This is a genomic window from Holophagaceae bacterium, from assembly GCA_016720465.1.
Lineage (GTDB): Bacteria > Acidobacteriota > Holophagae > Holophagales > Holophagaceae > JANXPB01.
This window is the reverse complement of record JADKKO010000002.1, coordinates 437,503-450,734: the sequence shown is the minus strand read 5'-3', so window position 1 is coordinate 450,734 and position 13,232 is coordinate 437,503. Positions and strand designations below refer to the sequence as shown.

Sequence of the window (13,232 nt, the reverse complement as noted above, 5' to 3'; positions counted from 1 at the left end):
AGCCACACGAATAACAATCTTCGTGGCTTCTCTGTGCTTCTTTGTGGCTTCTTCAAGCCAGACTTCAGCGGATGGAAAGCTCCATGGGCATCCGGGCGTACACGCCCTGGGGATCATTCAGGGAGGCGAACACTTTCATCTGGCGCTGGAACTCCGCCATCACCTGTTCCGCGGGGCCTTTCGCGTATTTCCGCTGCTTCTCCCCCGCGAGGGCTTCCATCAGTTTCTCGACGGGCTTTTTCGAGGCGCCGGGGCCGTCCACGCGGTAGTCATTCTCGATCTTGGCCTTCTTGGCGGCGAAGCGGATGGCGTCTTCCAGGCCACCAATCTCATCCACCAATTTCAGTTTCAGGGCTTCCTGGCCGCTCCACACGCGCCCCTGGGCGATCTCGTTCACGTCCGCCTTGGCTATGCGGCGGCTCTCGGAGACCTTGGACAGGAACTGGTCATAGATGTGGTCCACGACGCTCTGGATGCGGGCCAGTTCGAATTCGGATTTCGGCCGGGCCAGGGTCATGGGGTTCGCCAGCTTGCTGGTGGAGACTTCGTCCCAGGTGATGCCGTGCTCGTTGGCCAGCTTTTTCACGTTGGGCAGCAGTCCGAACACGCCGATGGAACCGGTGATGGTGTTGGGCTCCGCGAAGATGTGGTCGCCGTAGGTGCTGATCCAGTAGCCGCCGGAGGCCGCGAGGTGCCCCATGGAGATGACCACGGGCTTCTCCTTCTTGGTGAGGATCACTTCCCGCTGGATGAGCTCGCTGGCGGAGGCGCTGCCGCCTGGGCTGTTGACGCGCAGGACCACGGCCTTCACGTTCTTGTCCAGGCGCAGCTTGCGGAGTTCCCGCGCCAGCTTGTCGCCGCCCACCTGGCCGCCGTCGCCGTCGCCGTCCACGATCTCCCCCTCGGCGTAAACGAGCGCGATGCGGTTCTTGCCCTTCTGGACCTCGCCAGGAAGGCCCGCGTACTCATCCATGGAGACCTGGGGGAATTCCTTGTCCTTGGCGGTCTTCCCGGACAGGGATTTCAGCTGGTCCAGCACTTCGTCCTCTGGCGCGATCTGGTCCACCAGGCCGGCGGCCTTCGCCTCCATGGCCAGGAGGATGCCCTGCTCATCGGAGATTTTCTGGATATCCTCGGCGGTCTTATGGCGGTCCTTGGCGACGGCGGTTTTCCATTCGCCCCAGATATCCCCCAGCAGCTTGGCGATCTGCTCACGGTTGGCGTCGCTCATCTTGTCGAGCACGAAGGGCTCCACGGCGCTCTTGTACTTGCCCACGCGGGTGACCTGAACCTCGATGCCGTACTTCTGGAAGGCGCCGCCGAAGAACATGGGTTCGGACGCGAGGCCGGTCATCTCCATCTCGCCGAAGGGATTCACGATGACCTTGCCGGTACCCGCGCAGAGATAGTAGGCCTTCTTGCCCCAGCCCATGTTGTAGGCAAGGACGGGTTTTCCGCTCGCCGCGAACCGTTGGATGGCCTCCTTCAGCTCCTTCAAGGCCGCGGGTCCAGAGCCATAGCCTTCGGATTCCGGATTGCCCGTGAGGTAGAGGGCCGCGATGCGCTTGTCGGCTGCGGCGCGGTCCAGGGCCTTGATGAGCGTGTAGAGCGGCGTGGCGTTCTCGCGGCCGCTCAAGGCCTGCCGCAGGGCCTCGCCCGGTTCCCCATCCCGCACCGAATCCGGGATGTTGTTGCTGAGGTCGAAGATGAGCACGGCTTTGTCGGGCACCGAGGTCTTGGACCCGCCCGCCGCCGCGATGCCGATGAACAGGAGGAAAATGGCGCCGCTGAAGAGCACAAGGGCCAGCAGCGAGGCGAAAAGATGTTTGAAGAAATCCTTCATGGTTTGCTCCACGGGGCCGGTTTCCCGAAACCCTCATCTTCCAGTATGCCGTGATGCCCCAGTGCGGGTTGCCATCAATTGGCGGCGGGCTTGGGAAGTTGAAAAGTTGAAAAGTCGAGTGTTGAAGTGTTCAGTTTCCGTCTCATCAGATTTTCTCGGCTTTCGACCCGCAACCCTTAACTCTTGACTCTCGACTTCTTGACTCTTCGACTCTTCGACTCAGCACCCAGCACCCAGCACCCAGCACTCGAACATGCCCTATACTGAGACGCGGTCAAGGAGCGTCCAAGATGTCCAACTATCCCGAACACATGGTGGCTCCGATGCGCGACGAGCTCACGCAGATCGGCTTTGAACACCTGATGGATCCCGGACAGGTGGACCAGGCGCTGCAGCGCGCGGGGACCACGCTGCTGGTCGTGAACAGCGTCTGCGGCTGCGCCGCCGCCGGGGCCCGCCCCGGCCTGACGCTAGCCCTCAAGGAAATGGGGTTGAAATTCGACCATCTGGTCACGGTGTTCGCAGGGATGGAAAAGGAGGCCACCCAGGCCGCCCGGGAATACTTCGAGGGCGCCGCTCCCAGCTCGCCCCAGGCCGCCATCCTGAAGGACGGCCAGCTCCTGCACCTGCTTCAGCGGACGGATTTCCTGGGCCGGGAGCCCCAGGAAATTGCCGCGGCACTTGCAGCCGCCTACCGGAGTTCCCTGGCCTTGGCGTAGCGCTTCACCCGAGCACGCGCCGCTGGATGCCCTGGAACCGCTCATCGCCGCGCAGCTCGTCCAGGCGCGGATCGATGCCCACATAGACCAGCAGCTCGCAGCGCTGCTGCACCGCCAATTCCAGATGGGCCAGGGCCCGCTCGCGATCGCCCAGGCCAAGGTGCAGCACCGCCAGGCCGTAGGCGGAAACGTACCGGGTGGCCGCCATCTGCTTCAGACGCACCAGCAGGTCCAGCGCCTCGTCCCGGTGGCCCGTCCGGCCGTGGGCATGGCCCAGCATGGCCAGCCCATCCGGCGTCTGGGCGATGGCATTCGCCGATTCAAACGAGAGGATGGCTTCATCGAAAGCGCCCTGCTGGACCAAGGCCAGCCCCAGCATGAGATGGGCGATGAGGAAACTGGGCGCCAGCACCGTGGCCCTTTTGAATTCCCGCACCGCTTCCTCCCCGTTGCGCTGGAAGTAGCGGGGCAGCCCCTGGCCCACGTGGAATAACGGCGCCAGCGGATCCAGGCCTTGGGCTTTGGAAAAACAATCCTGCGCCTCATCGAAACGGGACCGGTAGAGCAGGTGCATTCCGAGGCGGTGGTGCAGGTTCGGATTCAGCGGAGCCAACTGCAAGGCCCTGCGGTGGCAGCGTTCCGCGCCGGTCCAATCCCACTCGAAGGATTCCAGGATCATGCCCATGGAGGCATAGGCATCCGCCAGGCCGGGATCCAGGTCCAGGGCCCGTTCCGCCGCGGCCTTGGCCCGGGGCAGCGCATCCAGCGGCGCCATGACCCCCACCAGGAAGGAGAGCAGGGCATAGGCATCCGCCAGGCCCGCGTAGGCCAGGGCGTAATTCGGATCGCGGTCGATGGCTTCCTGGAAATGCTCCACCGCCTTCTGCAGCGCATCGGCGGTCCTTTTCCGCCAGGCGTGCCGGCCCTTCAGGTAGAGCTGGAAGGCCTCGGGATCCTCCGTGGGCGCTTTCGCGAGCTGGGCCTGGATCTCGCCGCTCAGCTTGGCGCGCAGCTTCTCGGCGATGCGTGTGGAAATCTCCTGTTGCAGGCCCAGCAGATCCGAGAAATTGCGGGAATAGCTTTCACCCCAGAGATGGCTGCGGTCGCGGGAATCCACCAACTCCGCGCTGACGGTGAGCTCCCGTCCCCGATGGTTCACGCGGCCCGTGAGCAGGGCGCGCACCTGCAACTCCCTGCCCACCGCCGGAAGGTCCAGATCCGCCTGCTTGAACCGGGAGACCGCGCTCCAGGACGCGATGCGGAGTTCAGGAAGCCGTGAGAGCCGCTCGATGAGCGTTTCCGCGATGCCATCCCCCAGGTATTCGGCCCCGGGATCGCCGGAAGTGTTGATGAAGGGCAGCACCGCCAGGGAGCGGATGGCCCTGGAACGGAAGGGCCAGAGCCTGGACAGTCCTCGCCACCACCGCCGGCCGAACCCCGCCCCGGGCGCTGCTTCGCCGGTCAGGACCCGCTGCTGCGGCTGGCTCGGGATGCCCCGGGTCAAGTCCTCGGCGCGGTTCCCCCCGGACCCTCCGGACGGCAGCCCGCCGGAATGGAACCCGGAATGGGAGCCGCTGGCGGTGTGGCCCGCGCGGATGGCCCGCAACGATGCCGCGACCTCCTTCATGCCCTGCAGGCGCCGCCAAAGATCCTTTTCCAGGCAGCCTTCCACCAGGGTGGCTACTTCCGGCGGGATTTCGCTGCCAGGGTAGGAAAGGGAGGCCGGCTCGTCTTTCAGCACCGATGCCACGATTTCCGCGATGGTCCCGCCGTTGAACACCCGATTTCCCGTGATCATCTCGTGCAGCAGGCAGCCGAAGGCGAAGACATCGCACCGGGCGTCCAGCACCTCGCCCCGCACCTGCTCCGGCGCCATATAGCTGGCGGTGCCCATCACCAGCCCCGGTTGCGTTTCGAGGGGGCGCACAGGCAATTGGCGCCCGGCCGCCAGCCGCTCCTCCATGCGCGCCAGGCCGAAATCCAAAATCTTCACCGGGCCCCCGGCCGCGAAGAAGATGTTCTCGGGCTTGAGATCCCGGTGGATGACCCCTTTCGCATGGGCCGCCGCCAGGCCCTCGGCGATCTCCGTGGCCACGCCCAGGACTTCGTCCAGGGCCAGCCGCTGCCCTTCCAGGCGTTGCCGGAGGGTGTCGCCTTCCAGATACTCCATGACCGCGAAATTGAGTTCGCCATCCTTCGACAGATCGTGGATGGCCCGGATGTTCGGGTGCGACAGCGCCGCCAGCACCCGGGCCTCCCACTCGAAGCGCGCCAGGGCATCCGGCGCCTGGGCCAGGTGCTCCGGAAGCACCTTGATGGCCACATCGCGGCCCAGGCGCTGGTCCTTGGCCTGGTAGACCTCGCCCATGCCCCCGGATCCCAAGGGGCAAACGATCGAATAGCGGCCATCAAGAAGGCGTCCAGAATCCAAGCGCATGAAGGAAAGTCCTGGATGAATTCTAGCCGGGGCGATCCGTTCCAGACAGGGCGGTTGTTGCCCAGCCGCAGCGGCTGCTTCCTTCACGCATTGGAGGCGGGAGAAGGCCCGCCTGCCGCTCTAGTGGACGTGGACGAAGATTCCCTCGGCATAGGCGTTGTTGGTGCCGTCCGTGAAGGAGGTGGCCACCCCGTTCTTCCACATTTTGGCGACGGATTTCGTTCCATTGGATTCGTAGCCGGCCACGTAGACATCGCTTCCGGATACCGCCATGGCGTAGGCACTGGCGCTCTGGCTGCCGTCGCTGAGGGAGGTGGCGACGCCATTCTTCCAGACCTTCGCGATGTTCTTGCCTGCGGCGTTCCGTTCCACTCCCGCGGCATAGAGATCATTTCCGGACAAGGCGAGTCCCCACGCGTAGGCATAATTCGTCCCATCGGTGAGAGAGGTCGCAATGCCGTTCTTCCAGGTCTTGGCCACGTAGGTGGTGTTGATCCGTTCCTGCCCGGCCACATAGACATTGTTCCCGGAAACGAGCACGGAATAACCATAGGCAGCGTTGGTGCCGTCCGACAGCGAGGTGGGAATGCCGTCCTTCCACACCTTGGCCACATCAAAGCTTCCGTTGGATTCATAACCGGTCATGTACTGGTTGTTCCCGGACACGGCTGCGCCGTAGCTGCTGGCAGACTTGCTGCCATCGGTGGCGAAGGCCGCAATGCCATTTTTCCAGCTCTTGGCCCCGTAGGGTGTTCCGACACCCCCGGTGCGCTCGTACCCCGCCACATAAACGTCGCTCCCGGAGACAACGATGGAGTAGGCTGCGGAGGATTTCGTCCCGTCCGTGAGCGCTGTGGCCACGCCATTTTTCCAGACCTTGGCCACGGAGACGCCACCCACGCCATCGGACTCGTATCCGGCGACATAAACGTCGTTGCCCGAAACCGCCACGCTTTCGGCGACCGCGGAGTTTGCGCCATTCGAGAGCGCCGTGGCCACCCCGTTCTTCCAGATTTTGGCGACGTATTTCGTTCCATTAAACTCGTAACCCGCGACGTAGACATCGGTCACCGTCGGGGGCGGCGGGGGCGGTGGAGTCATGATTGAGGGGCTGCTGCCACCACAGCCAAGCAACAAGGCGAGGGCCGGAACGCTGAGAAAGGAGAAGAATCTGGTCAATCGCAAAGGTGCTCCTGAAAAGTAAAGCCGACCTTGGCCGGGTCCGACATGGGTGTCGATTGGATGAATCCAATCTAAGGTCCCCGTGGCCACGTCCAATGGACCGGTTTCCACATTTCCCGCTAGACCAGTTCCAGGAGCCCCGTGAGTGCTGGTTCCACAGTCGCAGATATCCTGACAAGAGGGCCGGAACTTTGCCTTTCACTCGCCCACTCAGCCCGCTTCGCGGATCAGAACCCCAGCACTTTCCGCATCCCCGCCAGCACGCGATCGGTATTGGGCAGCGTGGCGCGCTCCAGGATGCGGTTGAAGCCCACGGGGGTGAAGGTCGAGCCCACCCGCTCGATGGGGGCGTCGAGCCAGGCGAAGCATTCGCCGGCGATTTGCGCTGCCAGCTCCCCGCCGAAACCGCCGAAGACCTTGTCCTCGTGCACGATGAGCGCGCGGTGGGTTTTCTTCACGGAGGCAAAGATCGTTTCGGTATCCAGCGGGCTCAAGGACCGCAGATCGATGACCTCCACGCTCCGGCCTTCGCCTTCCAGTTTCTTGGCGGCCTCCAGGGCAAAGTGGACCGGCGTTCCATAGGCCAGCACGGTGAGATCCTTGCCCTTGTTGCGGATCCGCGCCTTGCCGAAAGGCACGGCGAAGTCTTCGGGAACCGCCGCCTGGGCCAGTTTCGAGTTGTAGAGGAATTTCGGTTCCAGGAACAGCGTCACGCCCCGGCTGCGCATGGCCGTGCGCAGCAGGCCCGCGGCGTCATCGGCGAAAGCCGGCACCACCACGCGGATGCCCGGCAGGTTCGTGAGCCAGGCTTCCACATTCTGGGAATGGTAGAGGCCGCCGCCGATGTAGCCGCCCGAGGCCAGGCGGATGGTGACATTGGGGGTGAACTGGCCGTTGGTGCGCCAGTATTCGTGGCTGCACTCCACGATCTGTTCGGCGGCCGGCCAGATGTAATCGGCGAATTCAGCGCCTTCCACCACCACGCGGATCTTGTCGTTGAAACGGGAGAACCCGTTTGCCGTGCCCACGATGTAGTCCTCGGCGATGGGCGCGTTGAAGACTCTTCCCGGGCCGAATTCCTGCTGCATCCCCTTCGACACATTGAAAATCCCGCCCTTCTCCTTATTGGCCATGTCCTGGCCCCAGATGAAGGTGTCGGGGTTCTCCCGGAATTCCTCCTTCAGGGTCTGGTTGAGGGATTGGATCAGGCTGATGGGCGCGCCAGCCTCATGATGGGTCCCATCGGGGAATTTTTCGGAGACCCAGGGCTCGGGCAGCACGAAATCGAAGATGCTCGCGGCCTTCGGATCCGCGCTCTTGATGGCTTTGTCCGAGGCTTCGTTGTAGCTCGCCAGGTTTTCGGCCTCGAGGGCCTTGAGCTCGGCTTCATCTAGCCCGTTCTCCAGGCAGAAGGCGCGGAACCGGGGCAATGGATCCGCGGCCTTGGCCGCCGCCAGCTCCTGGGCGTCGCGGTACCACTCGTGCTTGTCGGAATTGGAGTGCGCCCCGATGCGCACGCAGGTGGCATAGACCATGGCGGGCCCGCCGCCGGTCCAGACGTAATCCCTGGCCTGCCGCATGGCCCTAAGGGAATCCATCACGTCCAGGCCGTCAGCGCGGATGATCTTCAGGTTCTGGAACCCCGTGAAATTCTCGCAGGCGAATTCATTGGCAGTCTGGTCGCGCTTGGGCACCGAGATGCCGTAGCCGTTATCCTGCACCACGAAGATGACCGGCAGTTTTTCCCGGTCTGCGCCGTTGATGGATTCGTAGCAGTAGCCCTCGGAAAGGGAGCTCTCGCCCTGGCTGCTGAACACGATGGCATCGGATTTGTAGTGCTTCACCGCCCGGGCGAGCCCAACCGCATGCTGGGTGTGGTTGCCAGTCAGGCTGGACACGTTCTGGATGCCGATGCCGGGCTTGGCGAAATGGTTCGACATGTGGCGGCCACCGCTGGCCGCGTCCTCCGCCTTGGAAATGCCATTCAGGATGATTTCCAGGGGCGAGACCCCAGCCGCCAGGCAGGTCATCAAATCGCGGTAATAGGGGAACAGGTAGTCCTGGCCCCCCCGGAATGAGAGGCCCAGGGCCAGCTGGATGCCGTCATGGCCGGCGCAGGGGGCATGGTAGGACCAGCCGATGGCCTGCTTCAGGTAGTTGGGCGCCTTGTCGTCGAGCACCCGGCCCATGTGCATGAGGGCGTACATCCGCCTCAGCTCGTCGGGCCCGGGGGTGGGAAGCCTATCCTGGCTCCCGCCGCCCAGCGCTTCCAGCGCCACCCGAATCAGTGTCGGTGTATCCAAACAATCACCTCCCTGCATTGGCTTGAATCTCAACTGCCGCAGAGGGCCATTATTTCATGATTGGCGCCCGCTTCCCATGATTAGGGGTGGGCGGAAGCCGGGCCGCGGCGGCCGCCAGGTCAAGCGTTCTCCACGTCCTCGGGCCGCAGGAACCGCCAGGTGAAAGCCTGGTCCGGCTTCTTGAGGCTTTCCCGCAGTGCGATCTCGCAGCGGTGCTGGGCCATGTTGAGCTGGACATCATCCAGCTCGGTCTCCCAGAAGGTGCCGCCCATGGCGATCTCGCCCATGAGCTCCCGGATGCGTCCGATCAGGATTTCGGCGCCGCTTTGGGGCGTGTGGGGCAGCAGCAGCAGGAACCGGTTCCGGCTCACATCCACGAGCAGATCCTCCCCCCGCAGGCTCGAGGAGATGTCGTTGAGCACTTTCCTCCTCCGGGGCGAATCCGGCCAATGCCATAGCACCACCGCCATGGGCTCGCCCCTCCGCCTGGCCATGAAGAGATTCGCCCGCAGCCAGACTTCCAGATAGCGCTGGTTGGGCAGGCCTGACGTGTGGCTTTGCAGCGCGCTGTCCTCCACCACCGCCGAGGTCAGGTCCAGGCTGTCCCGGGTGAGGCGGAGCTCATGCTTCAGGGCTTCCACTTCCAGGGTCCGGCTCAGCAGGTTGGCCACGGCATTCACCAGGGCGATGGCGCTTCTGGAAAAGGCCCTGGGTTTCCCGTGTTGCACCGAGAGCACGCCGATGGGACGGCCGCCTTCCCGCAAGGCTGTGCCGATGTAGGAGCAGATCCCCAGGTCCGTGTAGGCGGGTTCCTGCGCCCACACAGGATCGGCCCCGGCATTCCGGATCACCAGCGAACGGTTGGGGCGTTCCAGCACGTGGGGGCAAAAGGTCTTCTCGGGTTCATGCAGCGAGCTGGACAGGATCGACGGCTTGGCCTCGGCCCACCAGAAGGTTTCCAGGCCCAGGTTCGTGTGGCGCACCATGACGGCCCGATCGACTTTCAGCTGCTTCACGAGCAGGTTCAGGCAGTGGCCAAAGAGCTGGGTGGCATCGGATGAGGACTTTTCCAGGATGGAAGCCAGGGCATTCAAATGATCTTCGGCCTCCTCGGGGTCGCGACGTTTCGGGCCCACCTTGGTGGCCTCGAACTCCGACTCCATGGGTGCCTCCTGGCCAATGTATGGATTGATGCCCATAGAGAATACTAGCCCTTTAGACATTCAAGGGAACTGGGATGTTCTAAGAAAAATAAGTCATGACGCTTCGGATTCTGGGGAATTGAATCCCCACCTGGAATCTTTGTTCCATGCGCGGTCCCCCCTTCCCCGGAGCGGATCAGTAGCTGACCACCCTCAGATTCGGATCCACCTCGTCCTGCAACATCCCCTCGATGTAGCGCAGGGTGCCGCTGGTGGAGCTGGGGCAGGCGCCACAGGCGCCGTGGTAGCTGATTTCCAGGGTCGCGCCATCGAAGGAGATGACTTCCAGGCCGCCCCCGTCACCCGCCAGGCCGGGGCGGATGCGGTTGTCCAGCAGCTCGTTGATTTTTCGCAGCTTTTCGTCGTCGCCCGCATCCGGTCCCGCCGCGATGTGGCCGCCCACGGAGGGTTCTTCGGCCTTCAAGTCTTCGATCACCTCGCAGATGGGATCGATGAGATCGGTCCACTCGGAGCCGCTTTCCTTGTTCACGGTGACGAAGCGATCCATGTAGAAGACGGACGTCACTTTCCCCAGCGCGAAGATGCCCGAGGCCAGCGGATCGCCCACCGCCGACGCGAAATCCTTGAAGCTGCGGGTGCCGCTGCGCAGGATCGCCGGCTGCACGATGAATTTCAGCGCATCGGGATTCGGCGTGGGCTCGATGTTGATGACCTTCGGCATGGCAAGCTCCGGATGGATAGTTTACCGCTTCAGTCGAGATTGTGTGAAAGCTATGCAGGTCTATGTCCTCGTCCCACCTCAACCGTGGTTAGCTGTGGTGCATGTTCGATGCGCAAAAAGAAGCCTGTGTGAATGCCGCCCGCGTGGGCGGCGAGGTGCTGCTGCGGCACTTCCGCACGCTGGAACCGGGTTCTGTCCACGAAAAAACCAAAAACGACTATGTCAGCATCGCCGACCAGGAAGCCGAAGCGGCCATCCGCGAGGTGCTTGACTTCCGCTTTCCCCAATACGGATTCCAGGGCGAGGAAGGCGGGTCCTTCGGGGACGCGGAGCGGCGCTGGATCGTGGACCCCTTGGACGGAACGCTGAATTTCATCCAGGGTTTTCCCCACTGGTGTGTGTCTGTGGGCCTTTGGGATGGGGACGGCGGGGTTGTCGGGTGCGTGCTGGACCCCTTGCGGGGCGATGAATTCGTAGCGGTGCGAGGCCTGGGGGCCACCTGGAACGGAAAGCCCATGCATGTTTCAGCACAGCCGGGTCTCGACGGCGCCTTTCTCGCGGTGGGTTTCGCCTATCAACTGGGGAACCGCTTTCCCATCTTCCTGGATGCATTCCGGAACATCTTTCCCAGAGCCAAGGGCCTGCGCCGCGCGGGCTCAGCGGCCCTGGATCTGGCCCATGTGGCGGCGGGCATTTTCGACGGCTATTTCGAGATGGGCCTGAAGCCCTGGGACATGGCGGCCGGGGCGTTGTTGGTGCAGGAAGCCGGCGGCCGCATCAGCGATTGGCAAGGCGGCGGGACCTGGTTCGAGAGCGGCGATATCGTCGTGGCCGCGCCGGACGTGCATGGGGAGGTGGTCAAGGCGCTGAAAGCCAAGAGCTGATAGTGGCGTTCAGTGGTGTCTGCGATCAGAAGGCCCTACCCTGGGGGAGTGCGCCGCTCTGACCCCCTTCCAACTCCCGCCGAAGCCCTGGCCCTCTGCGATCGACTGTATCGGGAGGGGACTGGGCTGAAGCTGATGCGCCACCTGCTTCCCGCAGGAGCCAGCGATACCGAGATTTTGCGGTTCCGCGATCGCTTGAAGCGCCTGCAAAGACGCCCAAGCCGATGCATGGCCGAGCAGGAAGAAGGAGAGGGCTGATGCTCGATACCCGCCTCACCTCCTTGCTGGATCGAAAAGACATCCCCTACTGCCTCATCGGCGGGTTGGCCATGGCTGCCTGGGGCGTGGCGCGATATACCGCTGATGCGGATCTGCTCACGCTGGACCCCCGCATCCTCAGTCCCGCATTCTGGTCGGAGTGGGAAGGGGCGGCACCTCGCATTACCAAAGGGGATGTTGAAGATCCGCTTGGAGGTGTGGTCCGATTCTCTGGCCCGCTCCGCCAGGACCTGATCCTGGGGCGCGGCGCGGCCGCCCGATTGGCCCTGGAAACCTGCGAACGATCTGAAGCCTTTCCCTGCCTCGTGGCCTCTCCGCTAGGAATTATCCTGCTCAAGCTCGAGGCCACCAGTCCCCAGGATGCCGCTGATATCCTTGCCCTTCTGGCCAATGCGGAAGCCTTAGACCGCCCATCTCTCAAGGCCCAGGTCGAGTCCCTCGTTCCCCAACTCACGCATGATGCCCAACTCTTTTGGATGAAAATCTCCCAGCTTTGACTTGTTGCCTGTACCGGCAGATGAGTCAAGACGGGCAAGCGTTTCGCCCTCCCCAGTGCGATTTTGTTGGTTCCGCGCGGGAACGGGTGTATAGGTTTGCGATGGCCCTCCATTGGATGCGCACAAGAGCCGCTTGGATCGGCGCGACGCTGCTCAGTCTCCTGGCCTTGGGGTGCGCAAGCTCGGGCCCCGGCGCCACCAATGACACGGGCGGCAGCCAAAGCAAGGGTGTCGTGGAGGTGGTGCTGTTCACGCATATCGAGGACCAAACACCCGACGGCACCCTCGGCACCGAACAAAACCGGATGGTCTACGCGGGCCTCCGCTCGAAGCTCATCGAGCTTGCGGCCTTTGCCCGCACGCGAAGGCTCACGTGGGTGCTTCAGCCCGACTGGAAGTACCTGGAGGCCGCGCTGCTCTACGAAGATGCCGCCCTCAAGGCGAGCACCAATGGCAAGAATGTGTTCGTCTACCTGCGCGATGACCTTGGGGCGGTGATCGATCCGCATTCCCACGAGAACGGGGGCTACAACTACCCCGATGTGGCCTACCTGCTCGATCAGCTTGGAGTGGGCGGCAGCACCGTCATCGGGGGGCACATCTGGGATCCCTCCTTGCCGCAGTTCCAGCACTGGGACCGCTTCCGCATCGCGGTCGCCGGCGAGAAATATCCAGCCGCCCGGTGGCGCGGCGACATCCTCATCGGAGCAGGAACGCCGAACCATGTGAACGACCCGCTGGTGAGCGGCGTCTGGAGGCCGCGGGATCGCGACCACTTCTTCGACGACGATCCCGCTGGCAACATCGTGGCGGTCGGCGCTTGGCACAACAGTGTCGCCGGCGTGCAGGAGCTCATCGCGCTTTACGCCCGCGGAACCGTGGCCCCGAGCGTGATGCTCACGGCGTCCTGGAACATCGTCCCGTCGGAGATCAACAAACCCACCGGGCCCGCCGACATCGATGCCAGCGTATTCGCCCCCATGGCCGGGCTTCGCGACCAGGGCCTCGTCGAAGTGACGGACTTCGCCAAGCTCGTCGCCAAATGGAAGTCGGAGTTCGGCGCCGTCGCCGGCCAGTACAAGCCCTGAGCCAGGTTGGGAACCGGGTTGAAAGGGAAGACCGGAGCGGGCTTTGGGACTTGGCCGCTCATGGCTGGTGGCGGATGGCCGCTCAAGTGCAAGAATGGACTTCACTGCGGACCCAA

Annotated in this window: 10 protein-coding genes; 4 read left to right on the top strand and 6 right to left on the bottom strand. The window is 63.6% G+C overall.

Annotation, left to right across the window (positions count from 1 at the left end):
- Positions 1–64: 64 nt before the first annotated feature.
- Complete coding sequence (gene sppA, locus IPQ13_06215) at positions 65–1,843, bottom strand: signal peptide peptidase SppA (protein MBL0210494.1); 1,779 nt, start codon at positions 1,841–1,843, stop codon at positions 65–67.
- Positions 1,844–2,133: 290 nt separating this feature from the next.
- Here sppA and IPQ13_06210 point away from each other — a divergent pair, with 290 nt between their 5' ends.
- On the top strand, positions 2,134–2,562 hold the full coding sequence (locus IPQ13_06210) for a BrxA/BrxB family bacilliredoxin (protein MBL0210493.1): 429 nt from the start codon (positions 2,134–2,136) through the stop codon (positions 2,560–2,562).
- A 4-nt stretch (positions 2,563–2,566) separates the two neighbouring features.
- Here IPQ13_06210 and IPQ13_06205 read toward each other — a convergent pair whose 3' ends face one another.
- From IPQ13_06205 to IPQ13_06185, 5 genes are all read right to left on the bottom strand, one after another.
- Positions 2,567–4,999, bottom strand: a complete 2,433-nt coding sequence (locus IPQ13_06205; GenBank protein MBL0210492.1) for a protein kinase — start codon at positions 4,997–4,999, stop codon at positions 2,567–2,569.
- Positions 5,000–5,119: 120 nt separating this feature from the next.
- The gene (locus tag IPQ13_06200; GenBank protein ID MBL0210491.1) at positions 5,120–6,100 is read right to left on the bottom strand and encodes a hypothetical protein; all 981 of its coding nucleotides are present in this window, start codon (positions 6,098–6,100) and stop codon (positions 5,120–5,122) included.
- Between the two features lie 308 nt (positions 6,101–6,408).
- Positions 6,409–8,502 carry a 2-oxoisovalerate dehydrogenase gene (locus IPQ13_06195; protein ID MBL0210490.1) on the bottom strand — a complete coding sequence of 698 codons (2,094 nt, stop codon included), beginning with the start codon at positions 8,500–8,502 and terminating at the stop codon, positions 6,409–6,411.
- A gap of 101 nt (positions 8,503–8,603) precedes the next feature.
- Entirely contained in the window at positions 8,604–9,647 is a 1,044-nt protein-coding gene (locus IPQ13_06190) for a GAF domain-containing protein (protein ID MBL0210489.1), read from the bottom strand.
- Positions 9,648–9,822: 175 nt separating this feature from the next.
- Positions 9,823–10,368, bottom strand: coding sequence for a NifU family protein (locus IPQ13_06185; protein MBL0210488.1), 546 nt, complete (start codon positions 10,366–10,368; stop codon positions 9,823–9,825).
- Between the two features lie 128 nt (positions 10,369–10,496).
- On the opposite strand from IPQ13_06185, the gene IPQ13_06180 reads away from it, so the two are divergent.
- The 3 genes from IPQ13_06180 to IPQ13_06170 all read left to right on the top strand — a co-directional run bounded on the left by IPQ13_06180 (position 10,497) and on the right by IPQ13_06170 (position 13,116).
- Positions 10,497–11,252 carry an inositol monophosphatase gene (locus IPQ13_06180; protein ID MBL0210487.1) on the top strand — a complete coding sequence of 252 codons (756 nt, stop codon included), beginning with the start codon at positions 10,497–10,499 and terminating at the stop codon, positions 11,250–11,252.
- A gap of 257 nt (positions 11,253–11,509) precedes the next feature.
- Positions 11,510–12,028 (top strand): hypothetical protein, encoded by a 519-nt coding sequence (locus IPQ13_06175; GenBank protein MBL0210486.1) that lies wholly within the window; start codon positions 11,510–11,512, stop codon positions 12,026–12,028.
- 116 nt (positions 12,029–12,144) lie between these two features.
- Positions 12,145–13,116 carry a hypothetical protein gene (locus IPQ13_06170; GenBank protein MBL0210485.1) on the top strand — a complete coding sequence of 324 codons (972 nt, stop codon included), beginning with the start codon at positions 12,145–12,147 and terminating at the stop codon, positions 13,114–13,116.
- Positions 13,117–13,232: the final 116 nt, after the last annotated feature.

What these genes read in the sequence shown, in the direction of transcription:
- IPQ13_06205 (MBL0210492.1), bottom strand. Translation starts at nt 4,999, where the DNA reads ATGCGCTTGGATTCTGGACGCCTTCTTGATGGCCGCTATTCGATCGTT.
- IPQ13_06175 (MBL0210486.1), top strand. Translation starts at nt 11,510, where the DNA reads ATGCTCGATACCCGCCTCACCTCCTTGCTGGATCGAAAAGACATCCCC.
- IPQ13_06195 (MBL0210490.1), bottom strand. Translation starts at nt 8,502, where the DNA reads ATGCAGGGAGGTGATTGTTTGGATACACCGACACTGATTCGGGTGGCG.
- IPQ13_06200 (MBL0210491.1), bottom strand. Translation starts at nt 6,100, where the DNA reads ATGACTCCACCGCCCCCGCCGCCCCCGACGGTGACCGATGTCTACGTC.
- IPQ13_06190 (MBL0210489.1), bottom strand. Translation starts at nt 9,647, where the DNA reads ATGGAGTCGGAGTTCGAGGCCACCAAGGTGGGCCCGAAACGTCGCGAC.
- sppA (MBL0210494.1), bottom strand. Translation starts at nt 1,843, where the DNA reads ATGAAGGATTTCTTCAAACATCTTTTCGCCTCGCTGCTGGCCCTTGTG.
- IPQ13_06170 (MBL0210485.1), top strand. Translation starts at nt 12,145, where the DNA reads ATGCGCACAAGAGCCGCTTGGATCGGCGCGACGCTGCTCAGTCTCCTG.
- IPQ13_06185 (MBL0210488.1), bottom strand. Translation starts at nt 10,368, where the DNA reads ATGCCGAAGGTCATCAACATCGAGCCCACGCCGAATCCCGATGCGCTG.
- IPQ13_06210 (MBL0210493.1), top strand. Translation starts at nt 2,134, where the DNA reads ATGTCCAACTATCCCGAACACATGGTGGCTCCGATGCGCGACGAGCTC.